Origin of the sequence: Syntrophus aciditrophicus SB (assembly GCF_000013405.1) — a bacterium.
In the GTDB taxonomy this organism is placed as follows: Bacteria; Desulfobacterota; Syntrophia; order Syntrophales; family Syntrophaceae; genus Syntrophus; species Syntrophus aciditrophicus.
This window is the reverse complement of record NC_007759.1, coordinates 1,970,864-1,989,749: the sequence shown is the minus strand read 5'-3', so window position 1 is coordinate 1,989,749 and position 18,886 is coordinate 1,970,864. Positions and strand designations below refer to the sequence as shown.

Genomic DNA, 18,886 nt, shown 5'->3' with positions numbered 1-18,886 from the left:
AACAGCTGGGATCATATGGCTGGGGATTCATTTAGAAAATTTAAGAGTGGCCTATTTTTATGGAGGAGGGGGTGTCCGGCGTGAGTCAGGAGGATCGTGCAGCCTTTTTGAAAGAAGTACAGGCAAGATTTGATAAAAAAGTAAGAGAGAATGAAATTGCCGTTATCGAACATTGGAAGGATCAGGTTGACAGAATATTGACCATGAAACCCGAAGGAATTGCCTCTTTGCAACTGCAGATCAAGAAAATTTCAGAAATGATGGCCAATCGGATAAAGATGTTGAAGAAGGGTTAGAATGAAGGATATTGTTAATTTCTTGTTCGAAGTCGGCATGCTTCAGAAAACACCGCGTACCGGTTTCCAGTTCCTCGGATCGGGGTGTGAATCGGTTGCGGAGCATATCCTGCGGACGATCTTTATCGGATATACCCTGTGTAAACTGGAAAAGGATGTCGATGAATCCAGGGTCTTGAAAATGTGCCTCTTTCATGATCTTCCCGAGGCCAGAACGGGAGACATGAATTATGTCAACAAAAAATACGTAACTGTGGATGAGGAAAAAGCCGTTCGAGAATTGACGGAAACACTCTTCTTCGGGATTGATATCAAGTCCTGCATCGACGAGTTCAATGAAAGAAAAACAAGAGAGGCTCTGATTGCCGGGGATGCGGATCAGCTCGCCTTGATCCTTCAGCTGAAAGAATATGGGGATCTGGGCAACAAATACAGCAAGGAATGGATTGACTTTGCCATTCAGCGCCTCTGCACGGAAAATGCGCGTGAAACGGCGAGACGAATCATGGAAACGGATTCATCCGACTGGTGGTTCAAGGATAAAGGTGAATGGTGGATTAACGGAAGCAGGAGGATGAATTCCGGCAGCGGTGACTGAAGAAGAATAATATTTGACAGGAGGCAGGACAAGTCATTTTGCCGGAAAGGAACGGAGCGGGTCGTCAATGAGCAGGAAATTATCGATAATTACTCTTTGGGCATGGATTGGTTTGATAATCTCGGTTGCGGGCTGTGCCACATCCCCTTGGAACCAGGAACAGGCCGATATACATATGAATATCGGAAATGCCTATATCCAGTCGGGAAAATATAATTCCGCGCTGAAGGAGCTCCTGCAGGCGAAGAAACTGGGAAAGCCAAATCCCCGGGTCCATTATTCTCTGGCGGTGTCCTATTACTACGGAAAGGGGCTGAATCAACTGGCCATAGCGGAGCTGAAAAAAGCCGTGAACCTGGACACCGACTACTCCGAAGCATACAACTTTCTCGGAGTGATTTACAGCAGCATGGAAAAATGGGATCAGGCCATAGAAGCTTTTGAAAAGGCCCTGTCCAATATCCTGTATGATACCCCTGCATACGCCCATTACAATATGGGGTGGGCTTATTATAAAAAAGGGGATTATGGTTCTGCCCTGAAACAGTATGAACTGGCTCTCGTTCAGGATCCGGACACGGTTGATCTTCCCCTTCTTGAAAAAAATATGGGGATTGTTCTCCTGGCTCAGGGACGGACAGCCGATGCGCTTAAACATCTGCAGAAGTCAATCGCCTTGATGCCTTCCCTGGCGGAATCGCATTACTGGCTCGGTCGGTGCTACATCGAGCAGAAAAACCTGGAAAAGGCGGAAGCGGCATTTCAGCAAGTAATGAAACTGGCGCCGGATACGGAATGGGCAGAGAAGTCCAGAGGAAAAATAGAGGAATTATCCGCACTGAAGTAAGTCTTTGCAGCCATAACTTTCCCGACAGATCAATAATCAATCTTTATCCTTAATTCTTAAGGAAAATCTTATTGCCCGATTTGTTCAGCTTAAATTAGAAATTCGTATCTAATTGAAAATCAAGGGATAATAGCTTTAGCCTCCATCGAATGGTCTTCCTTCTTGACCTAAGGAATTGACTGAAAAGAAATAAGGTTGACATAATGTATTTTTTTATGTTAACCATTTCGCCATGAAAAAATACAGAAACAAATTTTTCAGTGTTTTGTCATGTCTTGCTGTTATCTCCCTGATCACCTCCGGTTTTCCCTGTGCGGAGGCAAATTCTAAAGAGGGGAAATCGGATCAATCCGCTGTTCATCAGATTACTCAGTATTTGAAGAATAAGCGGGTTGAGCTGGATCATGAGGCTCTGCATGATTTAGCAAACACGGTTCAGAGAGCGGCTATGGACAACAATGTGGATTATCGCCTTGTTCTTGCCCTTATCGAGGTGGAAAGCAGCTACAGGCATGACGCGATTTCGCCCGATGGTTCCAGAGGTCTGATGCAGTTGAAGCCTGCGACGGCTCAGGCGATCGCCAGGGAAACCGACATGTCATACAATGGCTCTTCGGATCTCTTTGATCCAAGAACAAACATCCGGATAGGCGTCTATTTTCTATCAAAGCTGATTGATGAATTCAAATCCATCCGGAAGGCTTTATATGCCTACAATGTCGGCCCAACGCGGGCTAAGAAAAAAATAGGCAGGCTGTCGAATAACAGGGAACCCTACAGTAATTTCACCCGGCGTGTGATGCAGGCATTTCAGCACAATATTTCAGCCTTGCCCGCTTTCTAATCTCTACTCCTCCATAGCAAAGCGCCCTTTTCGTTAAACGTTCTGCCGGCTTTCCGAAACACCTCTTTGTTTGTCTATGCTTTCTCTTTTCTATTCGATCAGGGAGCTGACGTAAAAAACCGATTTTCCGAAGGAAAAGCCGGGATCCTGCTGCGAATGACCTGAGAACCTCCCTTTCCGGATAATTTGCCAGAAGAATGAAATACCCGGGAAGGCCGCGGGGAATAAATTCAATCCTCTGTAATTGTATTGTAGGGTTTGAAAAGGGCATTTTTGCGTGGACCTTTTTTAGAGTTTCTCCTCAAGGGCTTTGCCGCTCAATTGGCCGCAAGCGGCAAGAATGTCTCGCCCCCGACTTGCGCGGATGATGGCGGTATAATGATGCTTGACAAGAATCTGCTGAAAGGCGAGGACTGTTTCCTCGGAAGGCGTTTTAAAGGGGCAATCAGGGAACTCATTGAAGCGGATGAGATTCAGCTTGCAGCGGATGCCTTTCAAAAGCCGGCAGAGCATTTCTGCATGGGCTGGTGAGGAATTTACGCCATCGATGAGAATGTATTCAAAGGTCAGCATCCGGCGGCCTGGCATGGGATAATTCCGGCAGGCTTGAAGAAGCCGGTCAAGCGGATATTTCCTGTTGACAGGCATGAGTTCACTCCGTATGGAATCGGTCGGGGCGTTCAGGGATATGGCCAGATTAATACAGAGATCACGGCCCAGTTGTTCAATCATCGGAGTGATGCCGGAGGTGGACAGGGTAATTTTCCGGGTGGAGAAGCCAAGTCCGTAATCCGAGGTGATGATGCGGATGGCCTTGAGGGTGTTTCTGTAATTTGCCAGTGGTTCCCCCATGCCCATCATGACGATATTCTTGATCTCGGGTCCTTCTGGAAGGTAAAACTGGAGCATCGTCAACTGGCCCGTAATTTCCGACGGTTTAAGGTTCCGCCGGAATCCCTGTCGAGCGGTGAAACAGAAACGGCAGCCCATATGGCAGCCGACCTGTGTGGAGATGCAGGCGGTCCAGTTATGTTTTCCGGGGATCAGGACGCTTTCGATGAAGCTGTTGTCTTGCAGTCGAAAGAGGATCTTCCTGGTTCCGTCGGATGATTGCTGAACCCTGGCGATTTCCGGCAGTGTGATGCAGGCCATTTCATTCAACTGGTCGCGGACGGCCCTGGACAGGGTGGTCATTTCGTCGAACGATTTTGCTCCCTGGGAGTAAAGCCATTTCATGATCTGTCGAGCCCGATATTTCTCCTTTCCCAAACTGGAAATAAAGGACTCGATCTCTTCAAGTGACATATCTCTGATATTGATTCGATTCATATGCAAATTTCTTTAAAAATTGTGAAAAGGCGCTCGACGGCATAAGGGCCGATTTGCCTTTGCTTTCCTGAATTTTTCCGCAGGATTGTCAGAAACGGAAAGCTAAATCAGTTTTCTGTCCAGATTGAGGGCAATCGCCTCGATAAAGCTTTCCGTATTAACCTTGCGATTGTCCGGGTTGGGGTCGGCGACAAGAAGGAGATCTCCCGTCATGATTCCTGATTCAATGGTTTCCAGTGTGGCCGCCTCCAGTTGATCGGCAAAGAAAACGACGTCGGGGGTTGCATCGAGTTCCCCGCGTTTTCGAAGACCTCCGGACCAGGCAAAAATCAGCGCCGTGGAGTTGGAGGACGTTTCCTCACCCTTGAGATGCTTGTAATAATGTTTCTGCACTGTGCCGTGGGCCGCTTCATATTCGAAATAACCGGATGGCGAAACAAGGACGGAAGTCATCATGGCCAGACTGCCGTTCGCCGATGCGATCATGTCCGACATGACGTCTCCGTCATAATTCTTAAGCGCCCAGAGGATGCCACCCTCCGATTTCATGATCCGTGCGACGGCGTCGTCAATCAAAGTGAAAAAATACTCAATGCCGGCGTTTTGAAAAGCTTCCCTCCAGGATGTTTCATATTCCTGAGCGAAGACCTCCCGAAATCGACCATCATAGATTTTGGAGATCGTGTCTTTGGTGCTGAACCAGAGATCGATTTTCTGGTCCAGCGCGAAGGCAAAGCAGGAACGGGCGAAGCTGACAATGGATTCGTCCGTATTGTGAATTCCCTGAAGAATGCCGGGATTTTTAAAAAAATGGATGGTTTGTCTGATGGGCTCTCCCATGAGGGGAGTAAAAACCAGCTCGGCCATTCCAGGTCCATCCACCCGTATTTCGATATTATTATAGACATCTCCATAGGCATGTCGTCCAATGATGATGGGCTTCTTCCAGGAAGATACCGCCGGTCGGATATTCCTGACCGGGATGGGCTTTCGGAAAACGGTCCCGTCCAGCAGGGCCCGAATCGTTGCATTCGGGCTTTTCCATGCTTTTTTAAGTCCATATTCGCGAACGCGATCTTCATTGGGCGTAATTGTGGCGCATTTCACCCCGACGCCGTATTTCATAATAGCTTTTGAGGCGTCGACGGTAACCTGGTCGTCGGTTTTGTCGCGGTGACTGACATGAAGATCGTAATAAGCCACAGGTATATCCAGATAAGGCAGAAGAAGTTTTTCCTTGACCATATGCCACATCACCCGGGTCATTTCGTCGCCGTCCATTTCAACAATGGGTGTATGGACTCGAATTTTTGATTTCATGGATATAACCCTCCTGTTGTTTTCACCTCTCAGTGCGGCCTCCAATGTCAGACTGCCGGAACCGGTGTTTATAAAATCATGGGGTACAAAAGATCATGTTTGAATCAGCGTCTGTTCAAGGCCCCGCCTGCCAGCAGGATCTGCTTCTGCCGTTCGGTGAGTTGGAAGGACACTTCAATGACGATGTTCCTGTTCACATTATGAATCTGCAGCACACCGGGGCCACTGAGGCTGTTCCGGATATCCGGTACGTGAATTTCATCTCCCTGTACGAATCGGTCATAGTCTTCTTCGTTGAGAAAAGTAAGAGGGAGGATGCCGAAATTGACCAGGTTCGCGGCATGAATCCGTTCAAAGGATCTGGCAAGGACGGCTTTCACACCCACATACATAGGGCATAGTGCGGCATGTTCCCTTGAAGAACCCTGGCCGTAGGAGAGTCCTGCCACAATCACATTGTGGCGACCGCTTTCCTTGATCTTCATCGCCCGTTCATAAAATGTATTGTCCACTATTTCAAAGAGATACTCCGCATATTTCGGGATGTTGGAGCGGTACTTCATCCGTTTACCTGCGGGAATGATGTGGTCGGTCGTTATATTGTCTCTGACCTTCAGAGTCACTACGCCATCCAGTTGAATGGGGAGAGGATCGTTGGTCGGGGGCGGGCCGATATTCGGCCCGCGATAGATGATGACCGCTGAGGCTGCCTCGGCATCCTTTGGTTTGAGGATCATTCGGTCATCGACGTAAAAGGTTTCCGGCATGGAAACCTCGGGGTAGGGAATCCCCAGATCCCGCGGGTCCGTCATCTTACCGGTGATGATGGATGCGGCAGCCGCTTCCGGACTGGCGATATAGACCTCTGCGTCCAACGTGCCTGACCGTCCGGGAAAGTTACGATTGGATGTTCTGAGGGAGGCCGATCCAGTCGGGGGACTCTGACTGTTCCCAATGCAGAATCCACAGGCATTTTCCATGAGTCTCGCACCGGCGGAAAGCAGATCGGCAAGGTGGCCGTCACGGGCGAGATTTTCAAGAACCTGCTTGGAGCCGGGAGCGATAATGAAACTGACGTCGGGATGAGTTACTTTTCCTTTCAGGATTTGCGCGACTGTAGCCAGATCCTTGTATGACGAATTGGTGCAGCTCCCCAGGCAGACCTGCCGGATCTTGACCGGGCCGCATTCCCTTATCGGGGAGATATTGCCCGGGCTGCTGGGTTTCGCGGTCAACGGGATCAACTCGGAGAGATCGATCTCCACAACCCGGTCGTATTCGGAATCCCTGTCGGCCCGAATTTCAATCCAGTCTCCTTCACGCTGCTGCGCTTTCAGGAAACGCCGGGTCATGGCATCGCTGGGGAAAACCGAGGTCGTCACGCCGCACTCCGCCCCCATATTCGCGATCGTTGCCCGTTCAGGAACTGTCAGAGTTTCAAGTCCGGGGCCGTCATACTCAAATACATACCCCACATTTCCTTTGGTGCCGAAGAGATCGAGCACTTTCAGAATGATGTCCTTCGCGGACACCCAGGGCTGAAGACGTCCCAGAAGATAAATTTTAATCACTTTCGGGCAGGTCAGATAGAAAGGTTCTCCTGCCATGGCCAGGGCGACATCGAGGCCACCGGCGCCGATGGCGATCATTCCCAGAGCGCCACCAGTGGGCGTATGACTGTCTGAACCGATCAGGGTTTTTCCCGGCCTGCCGAACCGTTCCAGATGAACCTGGTGACAGATGCCGTTACCCGGGCGGGAAAAGTAAATGCCGAATTTTTCAGCGACGCTTTGAAGGTATCGATGATCATCGGCATTTTCATATCCGATCTGCACTGTATTGTGATCGACATAACTGACGGATAGTTCAGTTTTAACTCTGGATATACGCAGGGATTCGAACTGGAGATAGGCCATTGTTCCCGTGGCGTCCTGAGTCAGAGTCTGGTCGATTCGGATGGCTATTTCATTTCCCGGAACGTAACTTCCGGATACCATATGGGATTCAAGAATTTTCTGAGTCAGAGTTTTTTTCATGAGAAGACATTATCCTCGAGGTGATTTCAAATTTCCTTTTATCGGTTTTTATTCTTTCAAAATGGGATTTCTCAACTGCAGCCATTGGCAGACAGTATATACCCACACCTATTCATTTTAACTGGTGAAATAAAGTTGGCATTACGCGATGAAAATCAAAAATTAAACGGACTGACTATAAAAAGCAAACAAATAAATCAACAGAAATGTGTAAATGAAATAACCGGACATTATGGGAGAGGAACGTAACGAGATTGACCAGAATCTGTTCGTTTCCGGAGCCATCGAGACGAGAAACGGATAGAGTGCGTTAAAGCAACTGTTCTTGATAGATAGAATTCACAAAGAATAAAACAGCTGGATGAGGAAAGAAAAAGGGAGTTGAAAAATTCCCAAAGAAAACGGCATCGAATCCCGGCCGGGATTCGATGCCGTAAATGTCAGATCATTTTTGGAAAATTCAGTTTACCGCATTTGCTGACAGCTGAAGTGATGATTCTAATAAGGAAACATCACGTTCTTCCGCAACCTTTTCCTTCATGCCCTTAACACGAACAGCCTTGATAAATCGTTTATTATAATATGGCTTGTCAAGACTGTCTATTCTGACGTTCTTTCCAGAGCTGCGTCCTGAAGAGGCATGAATGAATTCATTGTTCCCGATGTAAATCCCGACATGGCCGAAGGCGCGCCTCGTGTTGAAAAAGACCAGATCGCCTTCCTGAAGTTCATTTTTTGCCACCCGCACGCCCATGCGGGACTGTTCCCGCGCCGTCCGGGGCAAATTCACATCAAAAAATTGATAAACTTTTGCAACAAAGGCCGAACAATCAATGCCGCGGACGGATGAGCCGCCAAAACGGTATGGAGTCCCCAGGAATCCTTTTGCGACACGGATAAAAATCTGCCTTTCATGAGGGCTGTTCCATTTGCCAAGCAAGTTGGAACTGACTGCCCTGTCGTTCTCGACGGATGCCCAATCCTCATCGACAATTTCATCTTCTTCCTGGCCATCTTCCAGATAGAATTCCTCTTCAAACGTTTCCACTGCCGGAGGCGCCTGATGGCGTATGCTCTCTTTTCTTGCCGTCGGGACGGATTCCCGTTTGGATAATGTAAGCTTCTGGCCAGGCTTCAAAGCGCGGACCTGGACTCGATTCAGTGCTTGAAGCTCACCGATGGAAACTCCCGTCTTTTTGGAAATGCCGCCCAGAGTGTCTCCTTTCCGGACTGTATAATACTCAGATTTCGACTCGGAAGCCTTCTCTGAAGTCTTTCGGGACGTCTTTATGGGTTTTTCTGCTGTCTGTTTTTTGGATTTCTGGGGAATGGTGAGAATTTGACTGGGCTTGAGAGCTGTTTTTTTCAAACCATTGGCCCGCTTCAATTCCTTGACGGAGACGCCGAGATGGTCGGCGATTCCGCTGAGTGTATCGCCGCGTTTTACTTTGTAGGTTTCCTTTGCAAGTCCTTCCTGAGAAAAAAGACCAAACACGAACAGGAGCGCCAATCCCATCCAAAAGAAAATCCGCCGTTTTGTCATGAAGTACCTCCTTAGTCTGATCGGGGGTGGCCACATTGTCTAACGGTGCACAGATTCTGACATTGGATGACAAACTGTACACAAAATCGGCGAATATTTATAAAAATTATTCCAATAAGTCAAACTTATTTTTTTATTTTTGTCTTTACATTTTAAAAAAGCAATAATACCGGCATTTTAATGCTTTCAAAATACGAGGGAATGAGATAAAAGACGGCACCGTCAATAAGACCGGTTCATGCAGAAAAATCGAGTGAGGTGCGTTGGATAGATAAAACTATGATAAAAAAGGTTATTTTGATCGTTCTGGCTGTTATGTTCATCGGTATTTTGTTTAATATGGGGATGTATTTTTTTTATCCTGATGTGAAAAAATTAAAAAAGGAAAACCCGGATAAGACCGCTTTTATGAAATACAGGGAGGATGAACGGAAGGAGCGTGGAAAAAATATCAGATTCCGTCAGCACTGGGTCAGGCTCTCCCGTATTTCCCCTTATGTTATCAAGGCGGTTATTATCTCTGAAGACGACAAGTTCTGGCATCATGAAGGGTTCGATTATGAGGCGCTGCAGCAGGCCTTTGAAGAAGACATCAGGGAAAGGAAATTCAAAGTCGGGGGAAGCACCATAAGCCAGCAGCTCGTCAAAAATCTTTATCTTTCTCCATCAAAAAATCCCATACGAAAAATCAAAGAAGCAATTCTCACCTGGCGGATTGAGAGAACCCTGTCGAAAAAGCGAATCATCGAAATTTACCTCAATGTTGCTGAATGGGGTGAGGGTATTTTCGGCATTGAGGCAGCGGCCCGCCATTATTTCGGAAAGGCGGCATCGGCCTTGTCGGCACGGGAAGCAGCGAAACTGGCGGCCGTCCTTCCGAATCCAAGACGATATCATCCACTGGGATCATCAAAATTTGTTCGGAATCGCTCCGAAAGAATTTATCGGATCATGGTCAGGCGAGGCGTCATTATTCCTGAGTATGAAGCGGTCATGAAGGAGCCGGAAGAAATTCTTCCGGGTGAATCCGATTCATCGGAAATATTGCCGTCGCCTCCGAATTCCGAAGAACAGCAGAATGAAGAAATTGAAGGACCAACTTCCGAAGAAAAAATGGATCAGGGAGTCGGAGAAGGGGACGTTTCAATTTCGGCAGAGGATGGCGAAGCGTCGGATAAAACTCGGAAGCAGGCGCAATAAGCCTTTATAATGGCTAATGTTTCTTCAAGATGCGAGTTTCGCGCATTAATTTCATCACATGGAAGAATAGACAGGCCGCTTGTATCTCTGAACGATACCTTTTACTTGTGTATTTGACTGAATTAAATTAAGAACTGTGGTGTTGATGCGGGGTTGGCGCCAGCCCCACCCGTCCGTTCTATTAAAGTAATCCGAAATCAACAGGATGGGAGCAGACTCTTTGAGATTCCTGCATTGGTGATCCGGGTAAAATGAAAAGCCGGACACCCTCATGCGAAAGTGACCGGCTCAACATGTATTGGCTCCCCAGCGCGGACTCGAACCACGGACCCGATGGTTAACAGCCATCTGCTCTACCGACTGAGCTACTGAGGAACATGTGCAGTCGAAGATTGTTCTGCTTCATAATATAAGACAAAATGAATGTCAACCCTCTTTGTTTGAAGGTTTATAAATAACAGGTCTTGACGTTCGTCATTCCATCATAATAAAACACCAGGACAGGACGTTTGATGATGAAATTACTTATTAAGTGGCTTATTTTAACCTTGTCTGTTTTACTTGCCGCCTATCTACTGGAAGGAATCAAGGTTGGTGGATTTTTTTCCGCTTTGCTGGCTGCGGCCATGCTGGGCTTTCTCAACGTTTTTTTCCGGCCCGTTCTCATCCTGCTGACACTTCCTGTCAACATTCTCACTTTTGGCCTGTTTACGTTCCTGATTAACGCCCTGATTCTCAAGATGGCGTCGGGAGTCATTCCCGGATTCGATGTTCAGGGATTCTGGACCGCTGTGTTCGGCGCGCTGCTGATCAGCGCTGCGAACTGGCTGATGAATGCCTTCTTCGGAAATCAGAAGCAGGGAAGCGGGGATTTCATCGAATTGAAAAAACGAGGCGGCGATCGTTGGGAATGAAAGAATCCATGGAAATAAGCAGTTTGACCCCGGCGATGAAGCAGTATGCGGAAGTCAAGGCTCTGCACAAGGACTGCATTGTCCTTTTCCGCATGGGGGATTTTTATGAAATCTTTTTTGAAGACGCCGTAACCGCATCCAAAATTCTGGATATCACCCTTACATCAAGAAACAAGGGAAAGGAGGACAGCATCCCCCTTTGCGGCTTTCCATACCATGCATCGTCTACTTACATTCCAAAGCTGATTGAAAAGGGATTCAAGGTAGCGGTCTGTGAACAGATTGAAGATCCGAAACTGGCCAAAGGCGTTGTCAGGCGGGAGGTCGTTCGGATCGTCACCCCGGGGCTGGTTGTCGACACAGCAAATCTTCATGCCAAGGAAAATAACTTTCTGGCGGCGGTTTTCCCTTTGGAGCATCATATCGGGTTGGCCTTTCTGGATATTTCAACAGGGGAATTCCGGGTCAGTGATTTTCAGGATATCCGGTTTTTTGAAACGGAGCTTGCAGCCTTGGATTTTCGAGAGATCATGGTTCCACAGGGAAGCGGGAAGCAAGGTTTTTTAAAAGCTTTTGCCGGCAGGGAAAATTCCTGCCGCCTTGATGAATTTCCCGATGAATATTTCGATCGGGAATCGGCCCTGGGCCGCCTGCAGGACTATATCCGGAAAGAGGACCTGGAAGATCTGGGGCTGAAAGACTGCCCCGCGGTTATCGGGGCGGCGGGCGCCGTCCTGCGCTATGTGGAGGAAACCCAGAAAAGCCGGCTGACACACATCAATCGGCTGCAATGGTACTCGGCGGCTGAATACCTCGTTCTCGATGAAACGGCGAAGCGGAACCTCGAACTTTTCAAAACGATTCAGGATAACCGGACTGCCGGTTCCCTGTTTTCTGTTCTCGATGAAACCGTGACGGCCATGGGAGGGCGCCGCCTCCGCTGGTGGCTGAACTACCCCCTTGTCGATCCGGAGAAAATTAAGGCAAGGCTGGCTGCCGTTGCGGAAATCCGTGAAAATCACCTGTTTCGCGAAAATCTGCGAAAAGTTCTTTCCGAGGTTTACGACATGGAACGCCTGGCGGGACGGATTGCCCTGGGAGTTGCCAACGGTCGTGATCTGATTGCTTTGAAACAGTCTCTGAAAAATCTCCCGGTTCTGAAAAACCTCCTTGCCGACAGCAATTCGTTCATGCTGGACAGAATTCAAGACGGCATTGACGAATTGCCCGATCTTTACGATCTCATTGAAAAAGCGATTTGCGATTCTCCTCCGGTCACGCTTCGAGAAGGGGGGATCATTAAGGAAGGATATGACGAGGAAAGGGATCGGCTGTTCTTCATGACGCGGGACGGCCGGCGCTGGATCGCGGCCCTCGAGGAGAAGGAAAGAAAAAGAACGGGCATTTCATCGCTCAAGGTGGGTTTTAACAACGTCTTCGGGTATTACATCGAGATCTCCAAGGCCAACTCTGCCCTGGCTCCGGAAGATTACGTGAGAAAGCAGACCCTCGTCAACGCGGAACGCTACATTAATCAGGAACTCAAGGAATACGAGGCGACCGTGCTCAACGCGGAGACGCGATGCCGGGAGCGGGAATATGACCTGTTCATGCAGGTAAGGGAATGCGCGGCGGCGGAAATTACTCGAATGCAGGCGACGGCGACGCTGCTGGCTGATCTTGATGCGCTGGCCTCGCTGGCTGAAGTAGCTGAAAAGTATAATTACTGCTGTCCAGTTGTGGACCTGGAAGATCGGATCGAGATTGACGTGGGGCGCCATCCCGTTGTCGAACGGATGTCCCTCAGGGACGGCTTCGTTCCCAATGACGTGGTTCTGGACACGGACGAAAACCGGTTCCTGGTGATTACGGGTCCGAACATGGCGGGGAAATCCACCTACATCCGCCAGGTGGCCCTGATCGTTCTAATGGCCCAGATGGGGAGTTTCGTGCCGTCATCACGGGCGCGGATCGGGGTCGTGGATCGCATCTTCACGCGGATCGGAGCCGCGGACAGCCTGATCCGGGGGCAGAGCACCTTCATGGTGGAAATGAATGAGGTGGCCCAGATCCTCTGTCATGCCACCGGCCGAAGCCTGGTCATACTGGATGAGGTGGGAAGGGGAACCAGCACGTTTGACGGGCTCAGCATTGCCTGGGCGGTGGCGGAATATCTCCATGACAAAAACTGGATCGGGGCGCGGACCCTGTTTGCGACACACTATCATCAGCTTACCGAATTGGCCGTCGCGGGAACGGGATACAGGAATTACAATATCGCGGTCAAGGAATGGGGTGACCGAATCATCTTCCTCAGAAAGATTGTTCCCGGAGGAACAAACCGGAGTTACGGGATTCAGGTTGCCCGCATCGCCGGAGTTCCGGAAGAGGTCATTGTCCGCGCCAGAGAGATCCTCGACAATCTGGAAAAAGGGGAAATGGATGAGGTGGGCATGCCCAGGATTGCCCGGAGCAGAAAAAGAAAACCCCGCAACCCGGGACAGTTGAATCTCTTCATGAGCGAGCGGGAACGCGTCATCGAAGAGCTTGCGGCGTTGAACATTTCCCGCGTGGAGCCGCATGATGCCCTCAACATGATGCTGAACTGGCAGGAAAGGCTTAAAGAAGGCTGAACCGTCCTATTTGATGCAGACCCTGCGAACCTGTCTGAAATCGGTCATCCCCTGAATCGCCTTTCTGATGCCATCCTGCAGAAGGGTTGTCATGCCTTCGACTATAGCAGTCTCCCGCATCGTATCGATATCGGCATGTTTCTGGATCAGGCGCTTGATCGAATCCGAACCGATCAGCAGTTCGTGAATGCCCATCCTTCCTTTGTAGCCGGTCCGGTCGCAGGCGTCGCAGCCCTTGGGGCGGTAGAGGACAAAGTCATCCGTGTAAGGAAGATTCAGTCGGGCAAAGTGCTCCAGACCGTAACTTTCTGCTATTTCGTCATATTCGGCCCGGGTTGGATGATAGGCTTCCTTGCACTTTTTGCACAGAGTCCTGACCAGTCGCTGGGCGAGAATGCAGAGCAGGGCATCGGAAAAATTGAGAGGGTCAATGCCCATATCCAGCAACCGGGTAATGGTTTCCGGGGCGCTGTTTGTATGCAGGGTGCTGAAGACAAGATGCCCCGTCAGGGACGCCTCGACACCGGTCTTCGCCGTTTCAAAATCTCGCATTTCACCGACCATGATGACATCCGGGTCGGCACGGAGAAAGGCTCGCATCGCGGCGGCAAAATCAAAACCGATCTTTGGCTGAACCTGGACCTGCCGCAATCCGTATTGCGTTATTTCGACCGGATCTTCAGCCGTCCATATCTTCCTTTCCGGGGTGTTGATGTGGCGAAGGGCTGCATGCAGCGTGGTGGTCTTTCCCGATCCGGTCGGGCCGACAACAAGGACCATGCCATAGGGCTTTTCCAGGATCTTGAGCATTTCACCGTAATTGCGATCCATCATGCCCATAGCTTCAAGAGGCAGAGTTTCACCTTTTGCCAGGATACGCATGACAACGTCTTCCACGTTGCCCTGTGTAGGTATGGTGGCAACCCGGAGTTCAATTTCATCTCCATTGACACTTTTGAACTTGATTTTTCCATCCTGGGGGATTCTTTTTACCGTAATATCCAGGTTGGACATGATCTTTATGCGTGAGACGAGGGCAGCCCGGTAATTAAAGGGCACCGTCTGATAAAGCGAACAGTCGCCGTCGACGCGGAAGCGGATATCCACGTTTTTTTTCGCGACGTTCGGTTCAATGTGGATATCGGAACTGCGTCGAAAATAGGCATCGTTGATGATCTTGTTAACGAGCTGCATAATGACGCTGTCCGATTCCGTAACGATTTCACCGTCTTCTTCCGGCGTTTCTTCGTCTTCGTCCAGTTTGCCGAGAAGTTCGGTAAAGGAGGATTCATCTGCAGGCATCTGAAAGAAATAGTTGATATACCTTATGATGTCTTCCGGAAAGGCAACGTCGTATTTGACGGCCTTTGTTTTTAAAAGACTCTCTATCATATCCCGTTTCAGGATATTGTTCGGATCATCAACGATAACCTGGATTTTGTCATCGGTTTTGCAGAGAGGAACCCATAATTCACGACGCAGATATTCCCGCTTGAGGTTTTTCAGCAAATCGCCGGGGATGGGGAATTTGTCATCGAACTGTATGAATTTACAGTGATAAAATTCCGACAGAGACTTTCCGATGTCTTCCTTGGAAACGTCGTACTTTTTCATGAGGAAAGATTCCATCGGTTCCTTCTTGTCCCGTGCTTCCTCCCACGCGTTGTCAAGTTCTTCTTCCGTCAGCAGATCTCTGCTGATGAGGTAGTCATAACGGGTTTTCCGACGGCGGGCATATCGTTCCTGGTTGAAAAAAGCGACACCGAGAACTTCCGCGATTTCCTGGACAAAACCCACTTCTTCATCCGAAAATTTACCCCCGCCTTTCTTGTTGAGAATCTGAATGACACCGGAGAGCTTGCCGTTGTAGAAAACTGGAGAGCAGAGAATCTGTCGAGAGCGGAACCCGGTCTTTTTGTCCCAGCTCAAGTCGAAGCTCAACTCGGGATCAATTTGTCTCAGTTCCGCGACATCATAAGCATCGGCGATATTGACGGTTTTTTTGTTATTGGCCACGTAGCCGGCAATGCTTTTATTGTTGATGGGCACACGGATTTCTTTTATCTGGGAGGCGGAGAGCAGCAGGGAGAAAATCTCGTTCCTTAAACGATCGACGACATAGATTGTAATGGAATACGCGTCGAAAAGGTTCAGTATGCCTTCTTTGAGGTCTACAAGGATCTGTTTGATATTCCGGGCGGCATGAATCTGGTTGGTAATGTCCTGCAATTTCTTCCGTAACAGGAGTTTTTCCTCGAGTTCGGAAATTTGATGATTTTTTGTCAGAATGTCTGTCATGACTTTCTCCCTGCACGGCGGTCCGTGTTCTCGGGTGTGCAAATAAATAATAAGATGAGCCAATAAACGGATATTGGCAGGTTGATCAATTTAACGCTGGACACTAATATAATCCTTTTTAAAGATCAAGAATAAAGTAAGTAAATGTGAATTATTTTATATAATTATTATAGCGAATACTTTGCCTGCCTGTCTGAATTCCGTTTCGTTCTTTTCTTGACAGCCCATTGAAAATACCTTAGATTGTGGCAACTTTTCGCCAGCCGGGGTACAACGTAATATGGCTACAAAGAAACAGAAGCGAATCACGGAATTGAAAAACAAAAAAAAGAAAAAGGATACAAGACGTCTGATCCTTGGAGTAATCGGTGTTGCGGTCTTCGGTTTTCTGGTATTCTTCTTTATAACGCTTTTTAATGTCATCTATCCGCCGATAGGCGGTCGGACAGGGCATGAGGCGTCCAGGGAGAAATTTGCCGCTGTCCTTTACTTTTCCGATGCTAATGAACGATTTCTTGTTCCCGAAAAACGCTATCTTGTCAAAGGCAAAACGCCGGATCAGCAGGCGGGTGAAATTGTGAAAGCCATCCTGGATGGATCCAAGACAGGAAAAGTCAATACCTTTCCTCCGGAAGTCAAACTCAGGGATCTGAAAATTGAAAAGAATCAGACAGCCTATGTCAGTTTCAGCAAAAATCTCGTGCAGAGCCATCCGGGAGGAAGCACCAGTGAAATGGCTACGGTTTATTCGCTGACGAATTCTCTCACAGCGAATATTCCCGAAATCAAAGCGGTCCGGATCTTGATCGAAGGTCGGGAAGTTGATTCGCTGAAAGGCCACATCAGCCTGAAACAGCCTTTCAGTTTCAACAGGGAGTATCTGGCGCAGAATGCCAAAGTTCAGTAACAGCTGTCAGACCAAAAAGATGGAATTCTAATGCCGCCGAAATCGAGACTTTCAAGAATCAGAAATATCGGAATCATCGCTCACATTGATGCCGGAAAAACAACGGTCAGTGAAAGGATTCTCTATTATACGGGGAAATCTTACAAGATCGGCGAGGTCCATGATGGAGAAGCCGTCATGGATTGGATGCCGCAGGAGCAGGAAAGGGGCATAACCATTTCTTCCGCTGTGACGACCTGCAACTGGGCCAATCACGAAATTCACATCATCGATACGCCCGGCCATGTGGATTTCACCATTGAAGTGGAACGCAGCCTTCGGGTTCTGGACGGAGCGGTGGTTGTCTTTGATGCCGTAGCCGGCGTTGAACCGCAATCGGAAACCGTCTGGCATCAGGCAGACAAATATGGTGTTCCAAAGATCGCTTTCATAAATAAAATGGATCGTGTCGGCGCGGACTATTTCCGGGTTGTGAAGATGATGAAGGAACGCTTCGCTTCCGTTCCTCTTCCCATACAGATACCTCTGGGGCAGCAGGATCAGTTCCTGGGGGTTGTGGATCTGATACGGGAAAAAGTGGTTACCTGGGATGACGGTTCGAAGGGCGTCAATTATCAATACAGTGAAATACCCGGTGACAGGGAAGCTGATGCAAAAGCGAATCGGGAAATCATGCTGGAAATCCTGGCGGAAGTGGATGACGGGATTGCGGAGAAGTACCTGGAAGGAGAGGAAATCTCTGAAAGCGATCTGCTCCGGGCAATCCGGGAAGCTACACTGGCAAACCGCCTCGTACCCGTCATGTGCGGTTCTGCCTTGAAGAATAAGGGAATACAGCCAGTGCTTGATGCCGTGGTCAATTTTCTGCCTTCCCCGGAGGATGTTCCGCCGGTTCGAGGCATTCATCCGGCAACGAAAGAAGAGTTGTCAAGGGCGAGCAGTGTAAAGGAACCTCTTTCTGCGCTGGCTTTCAAGGTCATGCAGGATGAAGGCCGGAAATTGACCTACATTCGCATCTATTCCGGGCAGATGAAAGCGGGCGAGGAACTTTACAACGCGGGCAAAAAGAAGAAGGAAAAGGCATCCAGACTGTTGAAGATGCATGCAAACAAGCGTGAGCGCCTCGAGCAGGCCGGCGCAGGGGATATTGTCGCTGTGATGGGCTTGAAAGAGACGGTGACCGGCGACACGATCTGCGATGAGAAGAATCCCATCCTGCTGGAATCCATGGAATTTTATGAGCCTGTCATTTCTCAGGCCATTGAGGCGAAAACACCTGCCGATCAGGAAAAGTTATCGCTGGCTTTGCTGAAATTGATGGAAGAGGATCCGACCCTTCGGGTGAAATACGACGAAGAAACAGCACAAACCGTGATTTCCGGGATGGGTGAACTGCACCTGGAAGTTGTTATCGACAGGCTGGGACGGGAGTTTAACGCCCATGTCAATGTGGGCAAGCCGAGGGTTGTCCATCGTGAAACCATTCGGAATAAAGTGGATGTGGAAGGACATTTCGAACGGGAACTGGGCGATAAAAAACATTTCGGTCATGTACGGCTTGTTCTTGAACCGAAAGAGCGAGGAAGCGGAGTCGAGATTGAATGGAAGGCCGATACCGCGATTCTTCCGGCGGAATACGTGAAGGCCGTTGAAGAGGGCATTCAGGAATCTCTTGTCAGTGGAGCCGTGGCCGGTTATCCTGTAGTGGATATCAGGATAAAAATTTTGGAAGTTGGATTGAAAGAAGGCGAATCTTCACCGATCGGTTACAAAATTGCGGCGAGCTCGGCATTCAGGGACGGCTGCATCAAGGGGGAATCCGTTCTTCTTCAACCCATCATGGCGGTCAACGTCATTACACCGGCGGAATTTATGGGCGATGTCATCGGAGACATCAATGCGAGAAAAGGAGAAATCCAGACCATTACGCCCAAGGGGGCCATGTGCGAAATCCGGGCCCTGGTTCCTTTGAAAGCCCTGTTCGGTTATTCCACGGATCTGCGCTCCGCGACGCAGGGTCGAGCAGTCTTTACGATGCAGTTTTATGCCTATGATCAGGGGTAATGGACTGGCAGCTGAGTTTACAAAAATGAGCAGTTTGTTTGCCGGCCCTTTGAAGGG

The 18,886-nt window shown here is 49.0% G+C and carries 14 protein-coding genes and 1 tRNA gene; 9 read left to right on the top strand and 6 right to left on the bottom strand.

From position 1 onward, the window contains the following. The first annotated feature begins 80 nt into the window (after positions 1–80). From SYN_RS09125 to SYN_RS15340, 4 genes are all read left to right on the top strand, one after another. Positions 81–296: a hypothetical protein gene (locus SYN_RS09125; protein WP_148202538.1), complete on the top strand. Its 216-nt coding sequence runs from the start codon at positions 81–83 to the stop codon at positions 294–296. A gap of 1 nt (position 297) precedes the next feature. Beyond that, positions 298–894, top strand: a complete 597-nt coding sequence (locus tag SYN_RS09120) for an HD domain-containing protein (protein ID WP_011417807.1) — start codon at positions 298–300, stop codon at positions 892–894. A 175-nt stretch (positions 895–1,069) separates the two neighbouring features. Then, complete coding sequence (locus tag SYN_RS15345; protein ID WP_049749963.1) at positions 1,070–1,741, top strand: tetratricopeptide repeat protein; 672 nt, start codon at positions 1,070–1,072, stop codon at positions 1,739–1,741. Positions 1,742–2,117: 376 nt separating this feature from the next. Beyond that, the gene (locus tag SYN_RS15340) at positions 2,118–2,585 is read left to right on the top strand and encodes a lytic transglycosylase domain-containing protein (RefSeq protein WP_158302957.1); all 468 of its coding nucleotides are present in this window, start codon (positions 2,118–2,120) and stop codon (positions 2,583–2,585) included. 288 nt (positions 2,586–2,873) lie between these two features. Here SYN_RS15340 and rlmN read toward each other — a convergent pair whose 3' ends face one another. The 4 genes from rlmN to SYN_RS09090 all read right to left on the bottom strand — a co-directional run bounded on the left by rlmN (position 2,874) and on the right by SYN_RS09090 (position 8,813). After that, positions 2,874–3,920: a 23S rRNA (adenine(2503)-C(2))-methyltransferase RlmN gene (rlmN, locus tag SYN_RS09105; protein ID WP_011417804.1), complete on the bottom strand. Its 1,047-nt coding sequence runs from the start codon at positions 3,918–3,920 to the stop codon at positions 2,874–2,876. A 96-nt stretch (positions 3,921–4,016) separates the two neighbouring features. After that, entirely contained in the window at positions 4,017–5,234 is a 1,218-nt protein-coding gene (locus SYN_RS09100; RefSeq protein WP_011417803.1) for an NADP-dependent isocitrate dehydrogenase, read from the bottom strand. Between the two features lie 104 nt (positions 5,235–5,338). Continuing rightward, positions 5,339–7,270: an aconitate hydratase gene (locus SYN_RS09095; protein WP_011417802.1), complete on the bottom strand. Its 1,932-nt coding sequence runs from the start codon at positions 7,268–7,270 to the stop codon at positions 5,339–5,341. Positions 7,271–7,730: 460 nt separating this feature from the next. Further along, a complete protein-coding gene (locus SYN_RS09090; protein ID WP_049749962.1) occupies positions 7,731–8,813 on the bottom strand; it encodes a C40 family peptidase in 1,083 nt (360 codons plus the stop codon). Between the two features lie 279 nt (positions 8,814–9,092). On the opposite strand from SYN_RS09090, the gene mtgA reads away from it, so the two are divergent. Beyond that, positions 9,093–10,013, top strand: coding sequence for a monofunctional biosynthetic peptidoglycan transglycosylase (gene mtgA / locus SYN_RS09085; protein ID WP_041584928.1), 921 nt, complete (start codon positions 9,093–9,095; stop codon positions 10,011–10,013). A 299-nt stretch (positions 10,014–10,312) separates the two neighbouring features. On the opposite strand, the gene SYN_RS09080 is transcribed toward mtgA, so the two are convergent. After that, positions 10,313–10,388: transfer RNA gene (locus SYN_RS09080), tRNA-Asn, on the bottom strand. A 137-nt stretch (positions 10,389–10,525) separates the two neighbouring features. On the opposite strand from SYN_RS09080, the gene SYN_RS09075 reads away from it, so the two are divergent. Continuing rightward, on the top strand, positions 10,526–10,927 hold the full coding sequence (locus tag SYN_RS09075; RefSeq protein WP_049749961.1) for a phage holin family protein: 402 nt from the start codon (positions 10,526–10,528) through the stop codon (positions 10,925–10,927). Between the two features lie 14 nt (positions 10,928–10,941). Then, positions 10,942–13,560 (top strand): DNA mismatch repair protein MutS, encoded by a 2,619-nt coding sequence (gene mutS / locus SYN_RS09070; RefSeq protein WP_041585591.1) that lies wholly within the window; start codon positions 10,942–10,944, stop codon positions 13,558–13,560. Positions 13,561–13,566: 6 nt separating this feature from the next. Here mutS and SYN_RS09065 read toward each other — a convergent pair whose 3' ends face one another. Next, positions 13,567–15,858 (bottom strand): GspE/PulE family protein, encoded by a 2,292-nt coding sequence (locus SYN_RS09065; protein ID WP_148202537.1) that lies wholly within the window; start codon positions 15,856–15,858, stop codon positions 13,567–13,569. A gap of 280 nt (positions 15,859–16,138) precedes the next feature. Here SYN_RS09065 and SYN_RS09060 point away from each other — a divergent pair, with 280 nt between their 5' ends. Both SYN_RS09060 and fusA read left to right on the top strand, forming a co-directional pair. After that, positions 16,139–16,765 carry a GerMN domain-containing protein gene (locus tag SYN_RS09060; RefSeq protein ID WP_011417796.1) on the top strand — a complete coding sequence of 209 codons (627 nt, stop codon included), beginning with the start codon at positions 16,139–16,141 and terminating at the stop codon, positions 16,763–16,765. 30 nt (positions 16,766–16,795) lie between these two features. Further along, positions 16,796–18,829 carry an elongation factor G gene (gene fusA / locus SYN_RS09055; RefSeq protein WP_011417795.1) on the top strand — a complete coding sequence of 678 codons (2,034 nt, stop codon included), beginning with the start codon at positions 16,796–16,798 and terminating at the stop codon, positions 18,827–18,829. The last annotated feature ends 57 nt before the right edge of the window (positions 18,830–18,886 follow it).

Excerpts from the sequence above, each read along its gene's own strand:
- fusA (WP_011417795.1), top strand. The coding sequence starts at position 16,796 with ATGCCGCCGAAATCGAGACTTTCAAGAATCAGAAATATCGGAATCATC.
- mtgA (WP_041584928.1), top strand. The coding sequence starts at position 9,093 with ATGATAAAAAAGGTTATTTTGATCGTTCTGGCTGTTATGTTCATCGGT.
- SYN_RS09075 (WP_049749961.1), top strand. The coding sequence starts at position 10,526 with ATGATGAAATTACTTATTAAGTGGCTTATTTTAACCTTGTCTGTTTTA.
- SYN_RS09120 (WP_011417807.1), top strand. The coding sequence starts at position 298 with ATGAAGGATATTGTTAATTTCTTGTTCGAAGTCGGCATGCTTCAGAAA.
- SYN_RS09060 (WP_011417796.1), top strand. The coding sequence starts at position 16,139 with ATGGCTACAAAGAAACAGAAGCGAATCACGGAATTGAAAAACAAAAAA.
- SYN_RS15345 (WP_049749963.1), top strand. The coding sequence starts at position 1,070 with ATGAATATCGGAAATGCCTATATCCAGTCGGGAAAATATAATTCCGCG.
- SYN_RS09100 (WP_011417803.1), bottom strand. The coding sequence starts at position 5,234 with ATGAAATCAAAAATTCGAGTCCATACACCCATTGTTGAAATGGACGGC.
- SYN_RS09095 (WP_011417802.1), bottom strand. The coding sequence starts at position 7,270 with ATGAAAAAAACTCTGACTCAGAAAATTCTTGAATCCCATATGGTATCC.
- SYN_RS09090 (WP_049749962.1), bottom strand. The coding sequence starts at position 8,813 with ATGACAAAACGGCGGATTTTCTTTTGGATGGGATTGGCGCTCCTGTTC.
- SYN_RS09065 (WP_148202537.1), bottom strand. The coding sequence starts at position 15,858 with ATGACAGACATTCTGACAAAAAATCATCAAATTTCCGAACTCGAGGAA.